The organism is Hymenobacter sp. BT559, assembly GCF_017571525.1.
Classification (GTDB): Bacteria; Bacteroidota; Bacteroidia; order Cytophagales; family Hymenobacteraceae; genus Hymenobacter; species Hymenobacter ginsengisoli.
Genome location: NZ_JAGETY010000012.1, coordinates 36,126 through 59,112, shown reverse-complemented (window position 1 = coordinate 59,112; position 22,987 = coordinate 36,126). Strand labels below are relative to the sequence as shown.

The 22,987-nt window shown below is 61.6% G+C and carries 20 protein-coding genes; 11 read left to right on the top strand and 9 right to left on the bottom strand.

Annotated elements, in window-relative coordinates; all coding sequences use genetic code 11:
- Positions 1-1,764 carry an aspartate--tRNA ligase gene (aspS, locus tag J4D99_RS16105; protein WP_208132762.1) on the bottom strand — a complete coding sequence of 588 codons (1,764 nt, stop codon included), beginning with the start codon at positions 1,762-1,764 and terminating at the stop codon, positions 1-3.
- 168 nt (positions 1,765-1,932) lie between these two features.
- On the opposite strand from aspS, the gene J4D99_RS16100 reads away from it, so the two are divergent.
- The 6 genes from J4D99_RS16100 (at position 1,933) to J4D99_RS16075 (ending at position 7,021) form a co-directional block, all read left to right on the top strand.
- Positions 1,933-2,373 (top strand): T9SS type A sorting domain-containing protein, encoded by a 441-nt coding sequence (locus J4D99_RS16100; RefSeq protein ID WP_208132761.1) that lies wholly within the window; start codon positions 1,933-1,935, stop codon positions 2,371-2,373.
- Between the two features lie 170 nt (positions 2,374-2,543).
- Positions 2,544-3,092, top strand: coding sequence for a hypothetical protein (locus J4D99_RS16095; RefSeq protein WP_208132760.1), 549 nt, complete (start codon positions 2,544-2,546; stop codon positions 3,090-3,092).
- 113 nt (positions 3,093-3,205) lie between these two features.
- Positions 3,206-3,658, top strand: coding sequence for a nucleoside deaminase (locus J4D99_RS16090; protein WP_236018698.1), 453 nt, complete (start codon positions 3,206-3,208; stop codon positions 3,656-3,658).
- Positions 3,659-3,755: 97 nt separating this feature from the next.
- Entirely contained in the window at positions 3,756-4,364 is a 609-nt protein-coding gene (locus tag J4D99_RS16085; protein ID WP_208132759.1) for a superoxide dismutase, read from the top strand.
- A 246-nt stretch (positions 4,365-4,610) separates the two neighbouring features.
- Positions 4,611-5,879, top strand: a complete 1,269-nt coding sequence (locus tag J4D99_RS16080) for a nucleoside permease (RefSeq protein WP_208132758.1) — start codon at positions 4,611-4,613, stop codon at positions 5,877-5,879.
- A gap of 476 nt (positions 5,880-6,355) precedes the next feature.
- Positions 6,356-7,021: an AAA family ATPase gene (locus J4D99_RS16075; protein ID WP_208132757.1), complete on the top strand. Its 666-nt coding sequence runs from the start codon at positions 6,356-6,358 to the stop codon at positions 7,019-7,021.
- 122 nt (positions 7,022-7,143) lie between these two features.
- Here the strand turns inward: J4D99_RS16075 and J4D99_RS16070 are convergent, their stop codons facing one another.
- A complete protein-coding gene (locus tag J4D99_RS16070; RefSeq protein ID WP_208132756.1) occupies positions 7,144-7,551 on the bottom strand; it encodes a nucleoside-diphosphate kinase in 408 nt (135 codons plus the stop codon).
- Between the two features lie 216 nt (positions 7,552-7,767).
- Here J4D99_RS16070 and J4D99_RS16065 point away from each other — a divergent pair, with 216 nt between their 5' ends.
- The 3 genes from J4D99_RS16065 (at position 7,768) to J4D99_RS16055 (ending at position 11,065) form a co-directional block, all read left to right on the top strand.
- Positions 7,768-8,829 (top strand): DHH family phosphoesterase, encoded by a 1,062-nt coding sequence (locus tag J4D99_RS16065; RefSeq protein ID WP_208132755.1) that lies wholly within the window; start codon positions 7,768-7,770, stop codon positions 8,827-8,829.
- Positions 8,830-8,870: 41 nt separating this feature from the next.
- Positions 8,871-9,908, top strand: coding sequence for an FKBP-type peptidyl-prolyl cis-trans isomerase (locus tag J4D99_RS16060; protein ID WP_208132754.1), 1,038 nt, complete (start codon positions 8,871-8,873; stop codon positions 9,906-9,908).
- 74 nt (positions 9,909-9,982) lie between these two features.
- Positions 9,983-11,065: an FKBP-type peptidyl-prolyl cis-trans isomerase gene (locus tag J4D99_RS16055; RefSeq protein ID WP_208132753.1), complete on the top strand. Its 1,083-nt coding sequence runs from the start codon at positions 9,983-9,985 to the stop codon at positions 11,063-11,065.
- A 98-nt stretch (positions 11,066-11,163) separates the two neighbouring features.
- Here the strand turns inward: J4D99_RS16055 and recO are convergent, their stop codons facing one another.
- The 4 genes from recO to J4D99_RS16035 form a co-directional block, all read right to left on the bottom strand.
- Positions 11,164-11,889 carry a DNA repair protein RecO gene (recO, locus tag J4D99_RS16050; RefSeq protein ID WP_208132752.1) on the bottom strand — a complete coding sequence of 242 codons (726 nt, stop codon included), beginning with the start codon at positions 11,887-11,889 and terminating at the stop codon, positions 11,164-11,166.
- A 146-nt stretch (positions 11,890-12,035) separates the two neighbouring features.
- Positions 12,036-14,411, bottom strand: coding sequence for a type IX secretion system anionic LPS delivery protein PorZ (gene porZ / locus J4D99_RS16045; protein ID WP_208132751.1), 2,376 nt, complete (start codon positions 14,409-14,411; stop codon positions 12,036-12,038).
- 93 nt (positions 14,412-14,504) lie between these two features.
- Positions 14,505-15,134: a thymidine kinase gene (locus tag J4D99_RS16040; protein ID WP_236018697.1), complete on the bottom strand. Its 630-nt coding sequence runs from the start codon at positions 15,132-15,134 to the stop codon at positions 14,505-14,507.
- 80 nt (positions 15,135-15,214) lie between these two features.
- Positions 15,215-15,493, bottom strand: coding sequence for a 2Fe-2S iron-sulfur cluster-binding protein (locus J4D99_RS16035; RefSeq protein WP_208132749.1), 279 nt, complete (start codon positions 15,491-15,493; stop codon positions 15,215-15,217).
- A gap of 49 nt (positions 15,494-15,542) precedes the next feature.
- Between J4D99_RS16035 and J4D99_RS16030 the strand changes: the two genes are divergently transcribed.
- Positions 15,543-16,730: a DUF8457 domain-containing protein gene (locus J4D99_RS16030; protein WP_208132748.1), complete on the top strand. Its 1,188-nt coding sequence runs from the start codon at positions 15,543-15,545 to the stop codon at positions 16,728-16,730.
- Positions 16,730-17,791 carry a hypothetical protein gene (locus J4D99_RS16025; protein WP_208132747.1) on the top strand — a complete coding sequence of 354 codons (1,062 nt, stop codon included), beginning with the start codon at positions 16,730-16,732 and terminating at the stop codon, positions 17,789-17,791. Before J4D99_RS16030 ends, J4D99_RS16025 begins: the two co-directional genes overlap by 1 nt.
- Here the strand turns inward: J4D99_RS16025 and J4D99_RS16020 are convergent.
- The 3 genes from J4D99_RS16020 to mrdA form a co-directional block, all read right to left on the bottom strand.
- Entirely contained in the window at positions 17,689-19,317 is a 1,629-nt protein-coding gene (locus J4D99_RS16020) for a hypothetical protein (protein WP_208132746.1), read from the bottom strand. The genes J4D99_RS16025 and J4D99_RS16020 overlap by 103 nt on opposite strands.
- 414 nt (positions 19,318-19,731) lie before the next feature.
- Complete coding sequence (gene rodA, locus J4D99_RS16015; protein WP_208132745.1) at positions 19,732-21,027, bottom strand: rod shape-determining protein RodA; 1,296 nt, start codon at positions 21,025-21,027, stop codon at positions 19,732-19,734.
- Between the two features lie 104 nt (positions 21,028-21,131).
- Positions 21,132-22,970, bottom strand: coding sequence for a penicillin-binding protein 2 (gene mrdA, locus J4D99_RS16010; protein ID WP_208132744.1), 1,839 nt, complete (start codon positions 22,968-22,970; stop codon positions 21,132-21,134).
- Positions 22,971-22,987: the final 17 nt, after the last annotated feature.

The following is a 22,987-nucleotide window of genomic DNA, read 5'->3' as shown; positions in this document are numbered from 1 at the left end:
CTACTTCACCACCACATCCGTCTTGATACTCAACTCCGTCAGCTGCTTATCCGAAATCGGTGAGGGCGAGTCTATCATCACATCTCTCCCCGAGTTGTTTTTGGGGAAGGCAATGAAGTCGCGAATGCTGTCGGCGCCGCCGAAGAGCGAGCAGAGGCGGTCGAAGCCGAAGGCGATGCCGCCGTGGGGCGGCGCGCCATACTCGAAGGCGTCGAGCAGGAAGCCGAACTGGGCCTGCGCTTCCTCGGGCGAGAAGCCTAGCAGCGAGAACATACGAGCTTGCACGGCGCGGTCGTGAATACGGATGGAGCCGCCGCCCACTTCTACGCCATTGATAACCAAGTCGTAAGCATTGGCGCGGGCCTGGCCGATGGTGGCGGGGCTGTCGAGCAGGTGCAGGTCATCGGGCTTGGGCGAGGTGAAGGGGTGGTGCATGGCAAAGTAGCGGCCCTCCTCTTCGATGTACTCCAGCAGCGGGAAATTAACGACCCACAGCGGGGCGAAGGTATCCTTGTCGCGCAGGCCGAGGCGCTGGCCCATTTCGAGTCGCAGCACCGAAAGCGCTTTGCGGGTTTTCTCAGCCGGGCCAGCCATGATGAGCAGCAGGTCGCCTTCGTTGGCGTTGAAAGCCGTTTTCCACTTCTGCAATTCTTCCTGCGAGTAGAACTTATCGACCGACGACTTCACCACACCGCCCGATTCTACGCGGGCGTATACGAGGCCGGTGGCCCCCACCTGCGGCAGCTTTACCATAGCCGTCAGCTCGTCGAGCTGCTTGCGGGTATAGGCGGCACAGGTGGCGGCATTGATGCCCACTACCAGCTCAGCGCTGTCGAACACCGGGAAGCCCTGGCCTTGCGCCACGTCGTTCAGTTCCACAAACTTCATGGCGAAGCGCACGTCGGGCTTGTCGTTGCCGTACCAGCGCATGGCGTCGGCGTATTCCATGCGGGGCACGGTGGGAAAATCCAGGTTTTTGATTTCCTTAAACAGGTAGCGCACCAGGCCCTCGAAGGTATTAAGGATGTCCTCCTGTTCTACGAAGGCCATTTCGCAGTCAATCTGCGTGAACTCAGGCTGGCGGTCGGCGCGCAGGTCTTCGTCGCGGAAGCACTTTACAATCTGGAAGTAGCGGTCGAAGCCCGACACCATCAGCAATTGCTTAAACGTCTGTGGCGACTGCGGCAGGGCGTAAAACTCGCCGGGGTTCATGCGCGAGGGCACCACAAAGTCGCGGGCACCTTCGGGCGTGCTCTTGATGAGCACGGGCGTTTCAACTTCGATAAAGTCCTGGCCGTCGAGGTAGCGGCGCACGGCCTGGGCCATGCGGTGGCGCAGCATCAGGTTGTTGCGCACGGGTGTGCGGCGCAGGTCGAGGTAGCGGTACTTCATGCGCAGCTCGTCGCCGCCGTCGGTGTCGTCTTCGATGAGGAAGGGCGGCAGCTTGGCGGGGTTCAGCACCTCGATTTTCTCGACGCGAACCTCGATGTCGCCGGTTGGGATGTGTGCGTTTTTGGAGTAGCGCTCGGCCACTTTGCCGGTTACCGATACCACAAATTCGCGGCCCAGGGTGCGGGCCTTCTCGCGGACTTCTTCGCTTTCCACGCCTTCTTCGAGGGCTAGCTGCGTGATGCCGTAGCGGTCGCGCAGGTCTATCCAGAGGATGCCGCCTTTGTCGCGGGTGCGCTGTACCCAGCCCACGAGGGTGACGGTTTGGCCGACGTTTTCTTGGCGAAGCTCGCCGTTGGTGTGCGTTCTTAACATGGCAATAGTATTTCGGGCAAAGTTAGGCCGCTGGGACGGGCTAGCCACACGGCTTTTTCGCTGTGACAGGTTGAAAGCCGACCTAATCCAACCTCTTAGTTTGGTACGGAGTATGCAAGTGAGCCTAGCGACGGCGTTGCGTCGCCGGTTTATTTTTCCTTCCTGACCATGAAATTTCTTTCTTCGCTGGCCCTAGCGGCCGCCTTGCTCACGGCCGGCGCCGCCCAGGCCCAAACGAAAGTCAAAACCAAAAACAAATACGACGGTGGCACCGAAATAAAGGCAAAGGGCGAAGCCCCGGCCGTGACGCTCGACGGCCCCATCAAGCGGGTTGAAACGCTGTCGGGCATCGACATCTTCCCCAAGCCCAATTCTAATAGCGTGATGCTCAGCTTCACGCAGCAATTTACCAAGCCCGGCACGCTGGTGATGACGGACTACAAGAACAAGGTGGTGTATCAGCAGGCCCTCGACCCGCAGAACAACACCGGCGAGCCCGTGGACCTGGGCCATATTCAGGCCGGCACTTACCTGGTAGAAGCCAAAACGGGCAACTACGTGTACTGGAAGAAGGTGCGTATTAAGTACCCGACGGTGGTGCGCCGCTAGCTGCCTACTGCTTTCTCCTTTAGAACGTCATGCTGCGCTTGTCGAAGCATCCCGCTCAAATCGTTGGGGTTAGTACCCTAGCGGTGCGAGCGCGATGCTTCTCGTTGCGCAGCATGACGTTCTAGCTTTTTCGAGCTACCAATTCATCTGCCCCTACTTTTGCCCCGCCTATGAAAACTCTTTCGCTGCTCGCCGTTACGCTCACGCTCACCAGTTTTGCCCCCAAGCCCAAGCTAACCACGGTGAAGCTCGCGCCCGGCTTGTCGGTAGCAGTGCCGCAGGGCTTTGCGCCACTGCCCGATGCGGCCATTGCCGTCAAGTTTCCGTCGCCGCGCAAGCCGCTGGCCGTGTACAGCAACCCGAGCGGGCGCGTAGATTACAGCGTATCGGTGCGGCCCACCACCTTCGGGCCCGACTATAACGTGCTGCTGCCCATGTACAAGGCCAGCGTGCAGCGCCTCTACACCAAAGTTGACTTCCTGACCCAGGAAGTACGCAAAGTCAACGGCCGCGACTTTGTGGCCCTGGAGTTTGTCTCAACTATGAGCGACAGCCGCCGTGGGTCTAACGCCCTGGCTCCCATTAAAAAATACGAGTACATCGAGTATGCTGTGCAGGGCCAGCAGCTGTATATCTTCTCGTTTTCGGCTCCGGCCGAGGAGCAGGCGCAGTGGCGCCCTATTGCGCAGGCAGCGCTCGGCGATATCAGCCTGAAATAAGCCGTGCGTTATTGCTATAGAAATCGGCTGTCATTGCGAGCAGAGCGAAGCAAGCGCACCCGAACGACACCCGCCAGCTTTTGGTCGGCTGTACCTGCTTCGCTCTGCTCGCAATGACAGCCGATTTTATGCTCACCGACGAATACTTTATGCGGCAGGCCCTAGCCGAGGCGCAGCGGGCGCTGGCGGCGGGCGAAATTCCGATTGGGGCGGTGGTGGTGCTTGACGGGATGATAATTGGCCGGGGCTACAACCAGACCGAGCAGCTGCGCGACGTGACGGCCCACGCTGAAATGCTCGCCCTCACGGCGGCCGCCAACCACTTAGGCAATAAGTACCTCACCCACTGCACCCTTTACGTGACCGTGGAGCCCTGCGTAATGTGCGCCGGGGCTAGCGCCTGGGCGCAGCTCGGGGCCGTGGTCTTTGGCGCCGAGGAACCCAAAACCGGCTATCGGCGGCATGCGCTGGGCCTGCTGCATCCGCGCACCAAGGTGCGAGCGGGCGTGTGCGCGGCCGACTGCACGGCGCTTATGCAATCGTTTTTCAAACAGAAGCGGGGCTAGCCTACTTTTGGGGCGCCCAGCGGGTGGCCGTAACCCCGGCGGCCTGTTGGGGGTTATACCTGCGCCATCCATCTTTTCACTTTAAAACACCCGCACCATGGCTTTTGAACTGCCCAAGCTGCCGTATTCCTACGACGCCCTCGAACCCACGTTTGACGCGCAAACCCAGGAAATTCACCACACCAAGCACCACCAGGCTTACGTGACCAACCTCAACGCTGCCATCGCCGGCACCGAGTTTGAGAACCAGAGCCTCGAAGAGATACTGCACAACATTGCCAAGGCTAGCCCGGCTATTCGCAACAATGGCGGCGGCCACTGGAACCACTCGCTGTGGTGGACCATCCTGAGCCCCAACGGCGGTGGCCAGCCCACCGGCGTGGTAGCCGATAAAATCAACCAGGCCTTCGGCTCATTCGACAAGTTCAAGGAAGAGTTTACCAAAGCCGCCACCACGCGCTTCGGCTCGGGCTGGGCGTGGCTCTGCAAGCAGCCCGACGGCTCGCTGCAAATCTGCTCGACGCCCAACCAGGACAACCCGCTGATGCCCGACACCGGCTGCAAAGGCTTCCCCATCCTGGGCCTCGACGTGTGGGAGCACGCCTACTACCTCAAGTACCAGAACAAGCGCCCCGACTACATCGCGGCCTTCTTCAACCTCATCAACTGGGACCAGGTTAACAAGAACTACGAGGCAGCTAAGTAGTGTGGCGCGGACGTCTGTAGTCCACACCTCGCTACCTGCCGCATCAGAACGCGGACTACAAAGTCCGCGCTACAGTTGGCTAGCCCTCCTGCTGCACGCAGGAGGGCTTTTTTGTGCCCTAGCGGTTCTTGATTGGGCGTTCGGGCTTGTTACCGCAATGCTACGCGCTCGGCGCGGCGCACACCAGATTTAGTGTAACTTTAGGCGCAAAAGCCCTTTTTCTGAAATTTTAACGCTTCGCCTGCCATGAGCATTAAGCTGCGTCTTACTATTCTGAGCTTCCTCCAGTTTTTTATCTGGGGTGCGTGGCTGATTACGATTGGCGCGTACTGGTTTCAAACCAAAAACTGGTCGGGCGCGCAGTTTGGTGCCATCTTTTCCACGATGGGCATCGCGTCTATCTTCATGCCCTCGCTCATGGGCATCGTGGCCGATAAGTGGGTGAATGCCGAGAAGCTCTACGGCGTGCTGCACATCCTGGGTGGCCTCACGCTGTGCACCATTCCGCTGGTAACTGACCCCGGCGTGTTCTTCTGGGTTATCCTGCTGAACATGATTTTCTACATGCCCACGCTTTCGCTCTCCATCGCCGTGTCATACTCGGCGCTGAAGAGCCAGGGCCTCGACGTGGTGAAGGATTACCCGCCCATTCGGGTGTGGGGCACAGTGGGGTTCATCGCAGCCATGTGGACGGTTACCTTTCTGGGTTTCGAAAAGTCGGCCAATCAGTTTTACGTGGCCGCCGCTGCCGCGCTGCTGCTAGGGCTCTATGCCTTTACGCTGCCGGCCTGCCCGCCACCCTCGAAGGGCGCCTCGGGCCGCTCGCTGGTCGATGCGCTGGGCCTTAAGTCGTTTGCCTTGCTGCGCGACCGCAAATTGGCAACTTTCTTCGCCTTTGCCCTGCTGCTAGGGGCCGCTTTGCAGCTCACCAATGCTTATGGCGATACCTTCCTGCACGACTTCGACAAAGTGCCGGCCTACCGCGACACGCTCTCGGTGCAGCACCCGGCATTCATCATGTCAATTTCGCAGATTTCGGAAACGCTGTTCATCCTGGCTATTCCCTTCTTTTTGCGGCGCTTCGGCATCAAGCAGGTAATGCTATTCAGCATGGTGGCCTGGGTGCTGCGCTTTGGTCTGCTAGCCTTTGCTAACCCGGCCGAGGGCCTCTGGATGATTATCCTCTCGTGCATCGTATACGGCATGGCCTTCGACTTTTTCAATATTTCGGGCTCGCTGTTTGTCGAAACCCAGACCCAGCCCAGCATCCGGGCCAGCGCCCAGGGCTTGTTTATGATGATGACCAACGGCTTTGGGGCAGTGCTGGGCAGTTCCATCAGCGGCTTGGTTATCCAGCACTACTTCACCGATGCCAGCGGCAATAAGGACTGGCACGGCATCTGGCTGGCCTTTGCGGCCTACGCCCTAGTGATTGCGGTGCTGTTTGTGTTCATTTTCAAGCACAAGCACGAGGCGCTGGAAAGCAAATACGCTGAGCCGGCCGTGGCGGCGTAGCTGCAAACCCATTTTAATCATTATAGATGGCTCACACTCCGTTTCCGGTGGCTAACCCTGACTTTTCTGTTAGCCTCGACGACTATGGCGATTTTATTCCAGCTGCTTGGTTTTATGCGCGCTATCAGGAGCTTGCTTATCGTGAAGTATATCAACTAACCAGTGCTGATGCCCGTCAGCTAGTCATAGACGGCCTTGCTTCAGTGCCAGGGCAGCCTATAAACTATGAGATTGTTGCACGGTCGGTAGGAATTGATGAGGTAGATAGCACCCCTAGCTGGTATTATTACGGACTTTCTTTAGGACCAAAATTGCTACTCTATTTTGAGCGGCATGGGACGATGTATGGTGACCAAGGCGCACAGCTCTTCTATTCAGCAAATACAGATGTTACCTTGCTTGAAAGGGTACGTGCGCTACTCGTTTCACAATTAGCAGATGGTAAAATAGAGCGCCAGCGCATTAAAGTTTTGAGAATGAGTAGTGGTGACCTTGACTTCACCCCGCTGCCGCTTAAAATTCCGGCGCTCGACCTGGCTACCAATTACAACGATGACCTGCTGCCCGTGCACGAGGCCATCGTGAAGCGCCTGCAAAAGCCCGACGACAAGGGCCTGGTGATACTACACGGCCCGCCCGGCACCGGCAAAACCAGCTACATCCGCCACCTCTGCGGCCTTACCGATAAGCCCAAGCTGTTCATTCCGCCCAATCTGGCGCTGCGCATTGCCGACCCCGAGTTTATCAACCTGCTGCACGACAATACCAACTCCATCCTGCTTATCGAGGATGCGGAAGAGCTGCTAACCAAGCGCGACGCCACCGGCAGCAACGCCGTCAGCAACCTGCTCAACCTCAGCGATGGGCTGCTGAGCGATGGCTTTCATATTCAGATTATCTGTACCTTCAACGCAGACCTGGCCCGCATCGACAAAGCGCTGCTGCGCAAGGGCCGCCTCATTGCTTCTTATGCCTTCGAGGCCCTAGCCCAGCCCAAAGCACAAGGGCTGGCCACCGCGCTCGGCCAGACCGCGCCCATAACCGAAGCTATGTCGTTGGCAGACATCTATAACCGTGAAGATGCTACCTTCGTGAGCGAGCCCAAGGGCGGCGCACGTATCGGGTTCGGCCGCGAAACCTAAGCTTATCGGCACATAATTAGCACAAAAAAGGTCTGGTTTCAGCATAAAGAAAAAGGCCGCTCTGCACCATGCAGAGCGGCCTTTTTGGCATTAGCGGCCCTAGCGAGCTCGCTTTAGTTGCCTTACTTGCCGAAGAAGAAGTTGCCTTCGATTTGAGCATTCTCGTCCGAGTCCGAGCCGTGCACGGCGTTGGCTTCGATGCTCTTCGCGTACTTCTTGCGAATAGTGCCTTCTTCGGCATTGGCCGGGTTGGTGGCGCCGATGAGGGTGCGGAAGTCAGTCACGGCGTTGTCTTTCTCGAGGATGGCCGCCACGATGGGGCCGCTCGACATGTATTTCACCAGGTCGTTATAGAAAGGACGCTCTTTGTGCACGGCGTAAAACTCGCCGGCGCGCTCGGGCGTCAGGTTTACTTTCTGAAGCTCCACAATGCGGAAGCCGCCCTGCTCAATCATGCTCAGGATGCCGCCGATGTGGTTTTCGGCCACGGCGTCGGGCTTAATCATGGTGAAGGTGCGATTGGTTGCCATTCTTTTCTGCGGGAAATGTAAGTGGTTTGAGGCGGCAAAGGTAGGGCTGCCCCACGATAGCGCCCCTAGCCTCCGCGCGCCAGTGGGCTTTTGCCGAACCTTCCCAAGGCGGTTGATTGTTGAAACCCAATTCATGCCGACCTTTGCCGGCCCGTTTGCGTCTGGCTAGCTGCCTGGCGCTTTTTCAAGTGCATTCGTAGGCCTTTCACGTCGTCGATGTTTCCTTCCGTATCCGAGTTGCAAACGCTGCTGGCCCAGCCCCGGCAGATTTTTATTACCACGCACCACAAGCCTGATGCCGACGCGCTAGGGTCTTCGCTGGCCTGGGCGAGCTATCTAAAGAAAAAAGGCCATTCCGTGACCGTTGTCACCCCTTCCGATTACCCGGCGTTCCTCAACTGGATGCAGGGCAACGAGGAAGTGGTGGTGTACGAGCCGCGTCAGAACGACCGCCAGGTGCGCGACCTCGTGAACCGCGCCGACCTGCTTTTCTGCCTCGACTTTAACTGCCTGGGCCGCATCAACGAGCTAGGCGAGTACGTGCGCCGGGCGCCGGGCACCAAGGTGCTCATCGACCACCACCAGCGCCCCGAGAACTTTGCCGACGTCAGCTTTTCTGACCCCACGGCGGCCGCCACGGCCGAGCTGATTTTTGAGATTATCCGCGCCCTCGGCGACCAGGACCTCATCGACCAGGGCATGGGCGAGGCGCTCTACGCCGGCATTATGACCGATACGGGCTCGTTTCGGCACCCTAGCACCTCGCGCAACGTGCACCTCATCATTGCCGAGCTGCTAAATGCGCACATCGACCTGGCCTCGGTGCACCGCCGCATCTACGACTCGCACTCCGAAATCCGCCTGCGTTTCCTGGGCTATATTTTGAAAGATAAGCTCACGGTGCTGCGCGAGTTCAACACGGCCTACATCGCCGTGACCCAGCAGGAACTGCGCGACTACGAAAGTAAAACCGGTGATACGGAGGGCCTAGTAAACTATGCGCTCAGCATCGAGGGCATTGTGCTGGCAGCTGTATTCATCGACCGCGGCTCGGCCGTAAAAATCTCGTTCCGCTCGGTAGGCGACTTTTCGGTGAGCGACTTTTCGCGCAACCACTTCGACGGTGGCGGGCACCACAACGCCTCGGGCGGCGTCAGCAATGAGTCGCTGGATGCTACCGTAGACCGCTTTGTAGGGCTGCTGCCCCAGTACCAGGCACAGCTGGTGAGCACGCCCGTGGCGCCAGTACCCGTAGCAGTTGCGCCGCCCATCGCCTAACTTTGGGGCGGGTTCTGTCTTTATTCCAACTTTTTGTTTTCATGCAATTTTCCTTCCGGCCCGGCGCGGCCCGGCACCTGGCCCTAGCGGCAGGCGTGCTCAGCGTAGCTTCCTTCCTGTCATCGTGCAACAAAGGCGGCGGCGACTATGCCAAAACCAAGTCGGGCATCGAGTATAAGATTTTCACGAAAGACGGCGCGCGCCGCGACGTGGCTGGTGGCGAAGACGCTACTTACAAAGACCGCGTGGGCAAGGTGATGTCGGCCCACATCGAGTACCGCACGGCCGGCGACTCGGTGATGATGAAATCGCGCGAGCGCCAGTTTGGCGTGCCGGTGCGCATCCCGCTCGAAGCCCTCACGGCCAAGCAGCTAGGGGCTGAGCCCGAGGCATTTGCCCTGCTACAGCCCGGCGACAGCGGCGTATTCCGCTTCAACGCCGACACGCTCTACAAGCGCAACGCCCACATGCTGGCCCCGGCCAACCTGAAGAAGAAAGGCAATTACATCATCCTCACAGTGAAGGCCGTGAACCTGCAAACCCGCGACGCCGCGATGGCCGACGCCATGGCCGACCAGCAGAAGATGATGGCCGAGCAGCAGCGCCAGATGCGCGCCTACGCCGCCACGCAGGACAAAGTAGATGATGCTGCCCTGCAGGACTACATGAAGAAAAACAACTTGGCCAATGCCAAGAAGGACCCTAGCGGGGTATATATCATCACTACGCAGCCCGGCACGGGCTCTAATGCCAAAGCCGGCCAGACCGTGACGGTACAATACCGCGGCGCTCTGCTTGATGGCAAGGAGTTCGACTCGTCGGCCAAGCACGGCGGGCAGCCGTTCTCGTTCCCGGTAGGCCGCGGCCAGGTGATTCCGGGCTGGGATGCCGCCCTGCAGCAGCTCAACAAGGGTAGCAAGGCTACCATCCTCATCCCGTCGTCGCTGGCCTACGGCAAGCAGGGCTCGCCGCCCGCTATCCCGGCCAACTCGCCCCTGCGCTTCGATATCGAAGTAACGGATATTGCCAATGCACCGGCAGCCGCCGCGCCGTCGATGGCTCCTCCGGCGGGCCGCTAGGCCTATTTTAAGCCTAAAACTCGTTATTGCCGCCACGCCGTTTTGGCGTGGCGGCTTTGTTTTACCCCCTGCTTATGCAACGCTTCCTGCTCTTATTGCTGGCGGCTGCTGGCTTGGCCCTAGGGCCAGTCGCGGCTCAAACTACTCCCCCGGCGCCCGGCTTCGCACGCCTGCCCAGCGGCACCGAATACAAGCTGTTTCGGCGCGATGCGACCGGGAAGTACGCTCCCCGCGCCCTCACCGCCGCCCCTAGCCCCACCGACACCTCGCGGGCCGGCAAGTTTATGCTGATGCACGTGAGCTACCTCACGGGCCGCGACTCGGTGCTGCAAAGCTCGCGGCAGCTGACGCACGGCCAGCCGGTGCCTATTCCGCTGACTTCGGGCTTCCGCAAAGGCTCGCCCGAGGAAGCAATGGCTATTTTGCAGCCCGGCGACAGCGCCGTGTTTCGCCTGTCGGCCGACTCGCTGTTTCGGGGCCGCCCGGTGCCGGCTGAGCTACGGCGCAGCGGCAACGTGCTAGTACTGCAAACCACAGCCGTACGACTCGTAGACCAGGCTACCGCGATGGCCGCAGCGCAGCGCCTGCAGCAAGATGCGATGGCCGAGCAGCAGCGCCGCGCCAAAGCCCACCTGGCCGAGCAAATGCCCAAGGACAACGCGGCCATTGCCGCGTATCTGAAGGCGAATAACATGACGGAAAAGGCCAAGAAAACTGCCGGGGGCACCTGGTACGTCATCACCAAGCGCGGCGCCGGGCCGCTACCCCAGACCGGGCAAACGGTGAGCGTGCGCTACCGCGGCACAGTACTGGCTACGGGCAAAGAATTTGACTCGTCGGCCAAGCACGGCGGCACGCCCTTCGACTTTACGCTGGGCACGGGACAGGTAATTCCGGGCTGGGACCAGGGCATTGCCATGCTGCCCAAGGGAAGCACGGCTACGCTTATCATTCCTTCGACGCTGGCCTACGGCTCGCGCGGCGCTGGGGCCGACATTCCGGCCGATGCCAACCTGCGCTTCGACGTGGAGCTGGTAGACGTGAAAGGCACCGCCACTACCCCGGCAGCCAAACACCCCGCTGCCAAGCCGGCCACGAAACATACGGCTAAGCCTGCTACTAAGAAAGCCGCCCCGCACAAAGCGAGCAAGAAGTGAGTCGCCAGCAAACTTGCCGCTAGGCCCCTTCGCGGTCAGTAAAAGCTAAAACGCCCCGTCAAGCATGGCTTGACGGGGCGTTTTAGCTTTTATACAGCTTAGCTGCTAAGCACTTCGCTGAGTACTTCCAGCGATTTTATTTCGCCCAGGCCCTCGATGTGCAGCTGGTAGTAGCGCATGAGCACGGCCAACAGTTCGCGGCGCACCTGACCGCTAGGGATGGTGCTGGTACCGGGAGCTTGCAGCAGCTCGTCGAAATAGTGCTCAAACTCGCGCAGGCGCAATGTGGCCGGGCCGCTGCTGAAGCCGCTGCCAGCTACCGGGCCTGCCATGGCTACCTGGTCAATGAGCTCGGTTCCGCTGCGGATGCCGAAGCCCAGGTAGTCAGTAAGATGCAGCAAGAATAGCAGGCCAAAGTTTTCTACCCCCACATCTTGCTGGTCGAAAGTCAGGATGGAATCGTGCAGGAAACGAAATAGCGAAGCGTTTTCTTCTTCCTCACGCACCGACTTGCTCAGTACTTCGCTCAGAAAAAGCGCCACGCTGCTTTTGCGCACATCGTAGGGCAGGGAACGAAACGGCTCGGCACACCGAAACTCAGCTAGCCGGGTGAGGGTGCCCCCACCCTGGCGCGGCACGTAGGCCACAAGCTCCAGCAAGGTAAGGGGCTGAAACAGCGCAATGCGCCCCGGGGGCTTAGCTCGGCGCACGCCGTTTACGAGGTAGCTCTGCACGCCGCGCTGCTCGGTGTAGATGCGAGCGATAATACTGGTTTCGCGGTACTTGAGGTAGCTCAATACGATACCGCGGGTTTTAATTAGCATAAGTCTGTAAGTCAAGAAGCCAAGCTGGCCGGGCTAGCCTAGTGAACTAGCAAAGCCCGCAGCTGCACGAGGTATGGCTGTTTGGGCCGGTCCGCGCGCTTCGCTACGTTCAAAAGAACTAACGTTTTTTACGCGCAACTAGTCCCCTAATTGCTCAATACGGCTACTTTGCTGACGCAGGTATTTTTGCCCTCGGCGTCGGCGGTGAGGACCAGGTAGATACCTGAGCGCACACGGCGGCCGGCAGTGTCGGTGAGGTTCCAGGTCACGGTGCCGCCCGCGGCGTGCGTGCTGTACACGAGGTGGCCGGCCACGTCGGTGATGCGCACCTGGGCATTGTTTGCCACGCCGCTGATGCCCACGGTGCCCGCAAACTCGGGCCGCACGGGGTTGGGCGATACCTGGGCGCAGCCAGGGGTACCATCGGTGACGCTGGCCGAGCCCCGGTAGCTCACTAGGCCCGCGTCGGTGGCGACGAAGACCTCGCCGGTTTTGTCGTTCACGGCCACGTCCACGACGCTGTTGCTGGGCAGGGGTGAGTTGGCAGTGGTGAAGTTGAGGAGCGCCTCGGTGCAGTCGGCACTAAACAGCCAGAGGCCGTTGGGCGTACCCAGCCACTTGCGGTTGGCCCCGTCGATGGCGATGCAGCGCACAGTTTCGTTGTAGAGGGCATTGAAGCCGGTGCCGACGCCGCGCGTGACCAGGGGTAGGCGAAACACACCCTGGCTGGTGCCGCTGGCCGCCGCGCTCAGCAGCTGGCTAGGGTCGTTGTACACAGCCACGCCTGCCGCCGTGCCCACCCAGATGTCGCCGTTGCGGTCGCACACAATATCGTAGAGCAGGTTGCTGGGCAGGCCGGTGCTGGTGTTGAAATAAAAGGGCTTCTGGCTGAGGGTATCGAAGGCCACCAGGCCCTGGCCTCCCTTGCGCGACTGCGTGGCCCAGGGGTTGCCGAAGTTATCGACTGTAACGCGGTCGAGGTTCTCAAAACCTGTAAAAGCAGGCACCGAAAACCACGTATTGTTTGCGGGGCGAAAGCGAAACAGACCCGGCGCGCCCGGAAACTCCGGGTGGCGGTTGACGACCCACACGCGGCCACTGTTGGGGTCGGCCGCTACGTCGGTCACGCGCACGAAAAAGGGGTAGTTCGGGTCGCTCGTGGCGAGGCTGCTGCGCAACGGTGAGCCCGGCGTGCCCTGCGTAAACCGCCGGAACTGGCCGGGCCCCTTCCACTCCAGCAGGCCTTCGCCGTAGCTGGCAATATAGAGCGTGCCGTCGGGCGTGCGGGTGCCGCGTGACATATCCAGCAGGTTCGGAAAATCGGACGGTGACGGGTAGTTGGAAGCAGTATAATTAGTCCACTGCCTGTCTTTGTATTCATAAAAGCCATTGCGGCTACCTTGCTGCACGGCATTGTCGCCGCCATAGCCGCCGCTGAAAACGTCTACCGTATTGGTGCTCGCGTCGGCGAGCAAGCTATAGTCGAGGGCTTGCTCAGGGGCGTTGGGCCGAATAAGCTCGGGCGGCGCATTGGCTGAGGCAAAGCGTAGCAGGCCCTTATCGTAGCTAGCCACGTAATAGGTGCCATCGGCTTGCGCAACCGCATCGTTGATGATATTGCCAGTGGCTGATACCGGAATCACGTTTACTACTACGCCCGTTTTGGCATCGAAGCGACGCAGGGGAGTGTTGGTCTGGGCCACCAATAGCTGGCCCGCGCTCACGCGCAGGCGGCGCATCTCATCGGCGTAGGTAGTAGACGCAAAGCGCCAAGCGCGGGCCGCCCCTACCCCAGCCAAATAGTCGAGCCCGCGCGCGTCGGCGCCGGCTACTACGTGCCCCCGGTACACTACCAGCTGCGTATACACCTGCGTGGGCAAGCCCGCATTGGGCACCTCCGCCGTCCAGCTGCGGTAGTCGAGCAGGTTCACTGCCGAGCTAATGCGCCCGCGCAGAATGCCCGCCGAGGTGGCGGCATAAATGGTATCGTGCACCACGGCCGCAGCGTAAGCGCTCACTACCGCGCCGCCCGCGCCGATGGCGCTGTACGTATCGCGCACTTCGAGCTTGGCCAGGTCGAGCACTACCAGGCCCAGGGTGGTGCTCACGTAGGCTAGCCCGTTGTAAATCTGCACCTGCCTTACCACGCCTTTGGCCGTTTGTCCGGCCTTACGCACCACATCGGCCACATTGCGCACCGCGCCGCTAGCCCCCACTACGTCGAGGTTGCCGTTGCTATAGGCCACCACCAGCTTGGCTGAAGCTGAATCGTAGGCTAATGTGGCCACCCCTACATCGTTGAAGCCATCGCGGCGCGAAAGCATTTGAGTAGTATGCAGGCTTTTATCGTAGAAATAGAACGACGACTCGTCGGCCACGTACAGCCGGCTGCCCGCATCGGCCAGGCAGAGGGGGTGCCGGGCAGGCAAGTGCAGCTGCCAGTCGCCGTAAGCTGCCTGGCCCCGCGCACGCCCAGCGGCTAGCAGGGCCAACAGTAAAAACCAGGCGAAAAAACGTGGCATAAGCAAGTAGCAATCAAGACAGTAGGCAAATGCCGCATTCAACGCCAAAAATCGGGGGCTAGTGCGAGCTGACGCCGCAATGCCAGGCTGTATTTAGTGCTTTTTATTTTCAGCCAGCTGCTCATGGCCCGGGGTTTTCACGCTTTCGCCGGCCAGAAAGCAGGGGCGGCAGCGGGCCTCGTAGCTGTCGGTTTCGCCCAATAAAATCTGCTTTTCGCTGGCCGCAATGCGGTATGAGTAGGCCGCCAGCTCGCCGCAGCACACACACACGGCGTGCACTTTGGTCACAAACTCGGCGGTGGCCAGCAGCGCTGGCATCGGGCCGAAGGGCCGGCCGAGGTAGTCCATGTCGAGGCCGGCTACGATAACGCGCGTGCCCTGGTCAGCAAGCTGCTTGCAGATTTCGACCAGGCTTTCGTCGAAAAACTGCGCCTCGTCGATGCCTACCACATCGGTGGCGCCGCCGGCCAGCAGCAGGATTTCGCTCGGCGACTGCACCGGCGTCGAGCGGATACTATTCTGGTTGTGGCTCACCACATCCTGGGCGTGGTAGCGGGTATCGAGGGCAGGCTTGAAGATTTCGACCCGCTGGCGCGCAATGCGGGCGCGGGTGAGGCGGCGAATCAGCTCCTCGGTTTTACCCGAAAACATGGAGCCGCAAATAACTTCCAGCCAGCCCCGATGGCGCGGAAAATCGGAGTGGCGGCGAGGCTCGGTAAACAACAGGCAAACAAATAAGAAGTGAGAAAAGCCCATCAGAAAAGCTTCCACTGGCTTTATAGGCTAAGGTACAAAGTACGACACTAAGCCGGGATGCCTGTAGGCAGCACCCGCGCCTGGCAGGCTAGCCGCTCGTGGGCGCCCAGGCGGCCAGCGGCGCGGTAGCGCAGCTCGGGCTCAGTGGGCGGGGCTAGCGCTTCGGCACCGGCCAGCACGCGCACCCGGCAGGTGGTGCAGCGGCCCTTAGCCCCACAGGCGTGCCACCAGTCGTGGCCGGCGGCGTGGATAGCAGCGAGCACCGTGCGGCCCGCAGGCACCTCAAGCGGGGGGCCAGGCAGGCCTTGAATGGTCAGCAGGGGCATTTTATGGCTAACTTGGCGCCTGAAACCGGCCCTGCGGCCGGCCCACGCTATGCCCGACAAATATAGCCTCGCCAAGTGCGAGCACTACGGCCGCCGGCTGGCTAGCCGCCTCAGCCAGCAGTTTTTCGGCCCGCAGCCCGAGGCGACCCTCGACGGCCCGGCGCTGCTCAAGTTTACGCCCATCCGGCAGGTAAACCTGCTGGTGCTGCGCCAGCTGCTAGGCCGCTGGCAGCAGGAAGCCAACGCCTTACGCAGCCCTTACTTCGACTTTGAGGCCGCACCAGTGCGCGCCGCGCTAGGGCAGTTTATGAACGTGCTCTCGCGCCATATCCGCCTCGACCGGGCGGCGCTGGAGCCGCTGCTGGCCCAGGCCGTGGCCGACACGCTGGCGCTGGCCACCAGCCCGGCCGACGCCTTCGAGCGCCTGCTGCTGCCGCCTGCCGAGGCCGAAACCACCGCCGACGAGGCCGTGCCCCTCAGCACGCTGCGCGACTACCTGCGCTATTTCGACCAGGCCAAGCCTTTTTTTGAAGGTTTCGTGGAAAGCCTGCCCATCGACCAGCCAGCGCTCGGTCGCGGTTTTTTGCAGCAGCGCTTTACCCAGTACCTGGCCGCTCATGCGCCAGAGCTTCCCGCGCTAGGGCCGCTGCTTGCTGAATTTGGCGCCCTGCTGCCACTTACCGAGGCCGACCTCCAGGACGAAGCGCCAGCCAAGTCCGCGCCGGTGGCTAGCCCCGCCCCGCCCCCCGCCGAACCTGCCCGTGCCCCCGAGCCTGCTCCGACGCCTGTAGCCGCTCCGTCCATTCCGCCCGCGCCTCCAGCGCCAGCCTCAGCCTCCGCAGCTACGGCCGTTGCCCCCGAGCCCGCTAGCCCAGCCACCGAAGCGCCGCTCTATGCCAAGCTCAAGGCGACCCAGCCCAGCACGCCCCACCTGGCCGACACCCTGCGCGGGGCGGCGGGGGGGGCCTCACCGCTGGCCGAACGTGCCGTGCCCAAGGTAACCAGCCTGCGCGAGGCTATCTCCATCAATCAGCGCTTTAGCTTTATCAATGAGCTGTTTAACGGGGAAAACATGGAGTATCATGCCGCCATTCAGCACCTCGACACGCTGCCCACGGCCGAGGCCGCCACGGCCTATGTGCAACAGGAGCTGGCGGCCCACCACGACTGGAGCCTGAAGCAAGAGCACGTAGGCAAGCTGCTCAAGCTGATTGAGCGCAAGTTTGCTGGCGCCTAGTGCTGCCCCGGCCGACTACCGGGCGGGCGCGGCGCTGGCTGCTGCCCTGGGCGCTAGCCCTAGGGCTGCTGCTGAACGCCGCCTACCCCACATATCGGCACTATGATTTTTCGCACTCGCTCGACACGCGCAGCTACCTGCGCCTAGCCAGCGGCCGCTTCGACAGCGTGCGCGTGACGCGCCGCTATCGCCTGCTGGTGCCCCTGGCGGCCGGCGCACTGGCTCGGCCGCTGGCTAGCCTGCCCGCCCCAGCCACCGGGGAGCCGCGCCCAGCTGGCGAGTGGCCGCTGCGGCTGGCCTTCTACTTGATTAACTGTGGCTTGCTAGGGGCTGCCGGGGCGTGCTTTTATCGCGGTGCCCGGCTGGCAGGGGCTAGCGCGGGCGCGGCGGCGCTGGCACTGGCGGCGGTGCTCAGCAGCCGCTGGGCCGGCTACGCGGCGGGCTTGCCGCTCACCGACAGCCTCTACCTAGCAGTCTTTGGCCTGAGCTACTACGCAGCCCGGCGCGGGCCGGGGGCGGGCTGGGCCGTGGCGCTAGCCCTGCTGGTGGGACCATTGGCCAAGGAATCGTTTGTGTTTTTACTGCCTTGGCTGGTGTGGTTTGGGCGGCGGGCGATGGGCTGGCGCGGGCAGGCAGCGGCCCTCGCGCTAGGGGTGGCCGCGCTGGTAGCAGTGCACTGGTGGGTAGATAGAGCCTCTGGGGCCGCCCCAGAAGCCAGCCTCACGAATGCCGTAGCGCACGTTGCAAATATTACCTACTCGCTACAAAAGACCCTTTCAGTCAAAGGCATAGCCGAGCTCTTCAGCATCTTTGGCTTATTCTGGCTGCCCGTGCTGGCGGCGCTGATGCGGGCTGACGGCCGCCAAGCCCTGGCACCGGTGCTAGGGGGAGCCGAAGCGTGGCTATTGCTGGTGGTGGCTGTGCACATGCTGCTTTCCGGCGACCTGGGGCGCATGGGCTACTTGCTGGCACCGGCTTTCACGGCGGCGCTGGCATTGAGCATGGGGTGGCTACGCGGGGCCGGAATGGCTTCTGCTGCCGGGCCTAGCCGCGACAGGTAGCGCGGACCAAAAAACGTGCTCACCGAATCGAGGCGCCGCGCTGCAAGGCCGCTGAGGAGCCGTTGGGCCAGGTTGCCCTGGGCCATCTGCGCCCGGTCGAAGGGCCAGTGGCCACCCAGCGCATCGGTATACACTACATCGCCAGCGGCCAGGCGGGCCGCCAGCCAGCGGCGAAAGGTAGTAGCGTCTTGCCGGGCCAGCCCCACTATGCGCGGCGCGGCATCGGGCTGGCCCGTGTAGTAGTGCAGTTGATTGCGCAACACATTGGGCTCGCGCAGCAAAAACCACGCACCGGGCTCGCCCAGCACCCGCGCTCGCAGTGCCGGGCCGGTGCCCGTATAATCGAGTAGATGGGCTGGCACCAAGCCGAAGGCCAGATTCCAACTGAGTAGGGCCACACCCAGGGCCGCCACCCGCTGCGGCGGCCAGGCTAGCAGCGCCCCACCTGCCAGCCCTGTGGCAGCCAGCGCCGGCAGCATCATCATAAATTCGGCATTGCCGGCCGCTTGCACAGCAAAGACGAGGTGCAGCCCCCCAATGAGAACGTGCGTGCGCCGCACTGTGCGGGCCGGCTGGCGCCTACTGCTTTTGTCGCGGGTGGCTACCACGCGCCAGCCGCCTAGCCCGCCATACACCGCCAGGCCCAGGCTAGCCAGCGCCACCCCGCCGAGCAGCAGCGGCCAGCGCAGTAGCAAGGGCAACATATTGCCGTGCACCTGCACCGCCGTACGCACCAGGCTGATAGCGGTAAAGAGCAAGCTACTGGCTCCCAGCTCGACCCGTGCGCCGCCAGTGAGGTAGTCGTGCAACGCAAACCGTACCACGGCCCCCACCCCGGCGCTCGGCGCGGCCAGCGCGTAGGCTAGCGGCACCAGCAGCGCGGGCAAGCTGTAGCACAGTCCATCGACCACGGCGCGCCGGCCCTGCCAGGGCCGCAGCCCCAGCAGCAGCCCTAGCCACCACCACACCATGAGCTGATGCACCAAGCAGGCCAGCGCGGCCAACAGCCCCGCCAGTACTAGCCAGCGCCTACGCCCAGCGTCAGCATACACGGCGCGGGCCCAGGCCAGGCTAGCCAGCAGCGCCAGCAGCAGCGGCTGGTTATACGTCTCATTATCGGTGGCAAAGCGTAGCATACCGAAGCAACTGCCTACCAGCAGCAGCCATGCCGGAATGGCTGCCGTGGGCGCCCCGGCCCGCCACAGCAGCCGCCCCAGTGCCAGCAGGCTGGCCCCGGCGGCCAGCGCGTTCAGCATTTGGAGCCACGGAAGGGCTAGCTCGCCAGCAGGCGCCGGGCCGCTAGCCCCCACCAGCCGCAGCCACCCCCAGCCAATGGCATTATACAGCAGGTGGTGAGGCTGCCACAGCTCCTGGCCCCAGCGCGAGCAGGCAGCATAGTACCAGGCGTCGCCGGTGGCATTGCGCGTAGGCATAGCCAGGCACAAGGCTGTGAGCAAGCCGGCCACGGCCACGCTGGGCCACAGGCGGCCGGTGCGAAGGCGAAGGGAGGTGGCGCGAGCAGGCATAACGGGCGCAAACTAGACGAGGCCGAGACTTCGCGGCTTCGATGCCCATCTCATTGGCTATTTTTGGTGAATATTAATTCCCGCTCGCCACCACTACCGCTCGAGTATGTTTTTGTTGATGAGCGCACTACGTACCCTTCCTTATACAAACCAGACAGTACGTGGCAGAAATCTTCAGCGCATTCCTTGCTAGCGTTTTTATAGGATGTCATTTCAAATTCACTCTCTTCGGTACGCTGCTCACCGCGCGTAATGATAGTAGTGGCATAGTTGCCCGCTTCGTATATATACACTACCACAAGGTCAATGGGAGCTGTTTGCGCCCGCGCCGAAGCCACAGTCAGCGCCCAGCAGGCAGGCGCATAAGAGCATAAGCTTTTTCATGCTGGCCAAGGTAAGCCAACCTCTATATACCTAGCGCAGCAAATCCTGCTTGCGGTGGGCGTCGAGGGCCACCAGGGCAAACACCAGGATGGTGAACGACCACAGCGACGAGCCGCCGTAGCTGAAAAACGGCAGCGGAATGCCCACTACCGGCATCAGACCCATCGTCATGCCCAGGTTCACGGTGAAGTGCACAAACAGGATGCTGGCCACGCAGTAGCCGTAGGTGCGCCCAAACACCGACTTTTGGCGCTCGGCCACCAGCAGAATGCGCCACAGCAGCGTGAGATATAGCATAATGAGTACTGCGCAGCCGGCCCAGCCCCACTCCTCGCCTACGGTGCAGAAAATGAAGTCAGTGCTTTGCTCGGGCACGAAGTCGAACTTGGTCTGGGTGCCGTTGAGAAAGCCCTTGCCAAACCAGCCGCCCGAGCCCAGCGCAATTTTGCTCTGCGTCACGTTCCAGCCTTTGCCCAGCGGGTCTTTGCCGGGGTCGATGAGCATTTCGATGCGCTGCCGCTGGTGGGGCTGCAATACCTTATTAAAGAAAAAATCGACCCCGAACACCATGCCAATGACCAGCACCCAGGCGCTGAGACTAAGGGGCAAGTGATGGCGCCACAGCCGCGAGTTGAGCGCGAAGGCCCCTAGCAAAACCACCGTAAAGCCGCTCACCAGCCATACTTTAGGCACGAGCAGGGCGAGCAGTAGAATAACGCCACCCGCCGCCAACAGCAGCAAAATAATCGGCGACATGCCCTCCCGAAAATAGGCCAGCAGCAGCGCCGCAAACACCAGCGCCTGCCCCGTTTCATTGGAAGCCAGAATGAGGGCTACCGGCAGCAGCGTAAGGCCGGCCAGCACGGCCTGGTCACGCCAGTTCTGGTTGCGCAGGTTGATGCCGGCCATGAAGCGCGAGGCCGCCAGGGCCGTCGTAAACTTGGCAAACTCGGCTGGCTGTAGGCGCACTGGCCCAAACTCGAGCCACGAACGCGAGCCCGCAATGGGCCGCGCAATAACCAGCGTGACGAGCAGTAGCCCTATCATGCCCCCATACAGCACATAGGCCAACGTGTCATACGCCTTATAATCAACCACTAGCAAGATAACGATGAGCACGGCGGCCGTACCCATCCACAGCAGCTGCTTAAACCAGTTGAAGGCCATCAGCTCCGAAAAGCTGAGCGCCGTGAGCGGGTGCGGCGGCGCATCGGGCGAGTAGCTGGCCGCGTACACGGCCACCCAGCCCAGGCCCACCAGCACGAGGTAGAGCAGCAGTAGCGGCCAGTCGATGCTGCGCGAAGAACGGGTGGTAACGGGAGACATGAAGAGAAACTTTCCGCAAAGGTCGGCAGGAAGAAGCCCGAACGCCGTAGCTCCGCGCTAGGGGTGGTCGAGACGCGGACGCCTACGCTTTACGCTACCGTTCTTTAGTGGCGGCGCTTGGTGAAGTCGCCGTACATGACCCAGTCTTCCCAGCGCTTGCGGCGAGGGGCTACTTTGCCACGCAGATACTTTTCCATCATGAGGCCAGCGGCGGGGGCAGCGGCAGTGCCGCCAAAGCCGGCATTCTCGATAAAGACAGCAATGGCAATTTTGGGGTCGTTGGCCGGGGCGAAGGCCGCGAAGGTGGAGTGGTCTTCGCCGTGGGCATTTTGGACGGTGCCGGTTTTGCCGGCCACCGAAATGCCGTATTGCGCTAGGCTAGCGAAAGAGCCCGTGCCGCCGCGCCCGTCTACTACTTCCTGCATCCCCGGAATAAGGTACTTAAACAACGTCGTATCGACGGCCGTGTAGTGGCGCTCGCGGTACTGCGGCAGTGGCTGCCCGCTAGCCCCGATGCTGCGCACAAAGTGCGGCGTGATGTAGTAGCCCCGGTTGGCAATGGTCGCCAGCACGTTGGCCATTTGCAGGCCCGTAATACCGATTTCGCCCTGCCCGATGCTGAGCGAGTACACCGTCTTAAAATTCCAGTGGTGGTAGCCGCGCAGCTTGTCGTAAAACTCGGGCGAGGGAATGAGGCCGCGCTTTTCGTGGCCCATATCTACCCCCAGCTTTTCGCCCAGTCCGAAGGTTTTCACCATTTTCTGCCACTGGCCGAGGCCTAGCCGCGCATCCTCAAACTTGTTGGGCGACTGCCCGCGCACCACGGCGGCGCGCATCACCTGGTAGAAGTAGGGGTTGCAGCTCTGCTTGATGGCAATGTTGACGTTGCTAGGGTACTCGTGGCGGTGGGTGCAGTGCACAAGGTGCTGGTCGCACGGAAAGCCGGTAGCCGGCGTCACCACGCCCAGCTGCATGGCCACTAGCTCATTGACGAGCTTAAAGACTGAACCGGGCGGGAAGGTGGCCATCAGGGGGCGGTCGAAGAGCGGGCGGTCGGGATTGCGCAGCAGGTCCATGTAGCGGTTGCCCGAGCCCTTGCCGGTCAGCAGTTGCGGCTCGTAGTGCGGGGCCGATACAAAGCAGAGAATTTCGCCCGTTTTGGGGTCTAGCGCCACTATCCAGCCGCGGCGGCCAGCCAGCAGTTTTTCGCCGTAGGCCTGCAAGTCCGAGTCGATGCTAAGGTGCAGGTCCTGGCCTGCCTGCGACAGCGTATCAAACTCGCCTCCGCGAAACGTGCCTTTGTCGATGCCGCGCACATTCACGAGCCGGTACTGCACGCCGCGCCGGCCCATCAAAATAGGCTCGTAGTACGATTCGAGACCCGAGATACCCACGTTTTCGCCCGGCGCGTAGTGGGCGTACTTGGGGCTTTCGAGCAGCTTGGGCGTAATGGAGCCCACGTAGCCCAGGGCGTGGGCCAGGTTTTGGGTACGGTAAGCCCTCGCCATGCGCGCCTGCACCCGAAAGCCCGGAAAGTTTATCAGGTTGTCGTTGATGGAAGCCAGTTCGGGCGTGCTCAGGTTTTGGATGAGCGGCGAGGGGCGCACCCGCGAGTAGGCCTTGGCGGTGCGCAGGCCGAGCCGCAGGTCTTCGAGCGGCATTTGCATGAGCTGGCAAAACTTGGCCGAGTCGAGGCGCTTCACCTCGCGGGGCACCACCATCAGGTCATACACCGGCGTGTTGGATACCAGCAGCGAATCGTGGCGGTCGTAGATGAGGCCGCGAAACGGCACCTGCACCTGCCGCTGCAAGGTGTTGCGGTCGGCCGCCGTCTTGTACGAATCGTCGAGCACTTGCAGGTAGAAGAGCCGGCTCGCAAACAGCAGCCCTACCAGCGTAAAAATTGCCAGCACCACGTAGCGCCGGCCTTCCAGGTATTGCATACATCAAAGTTACGACT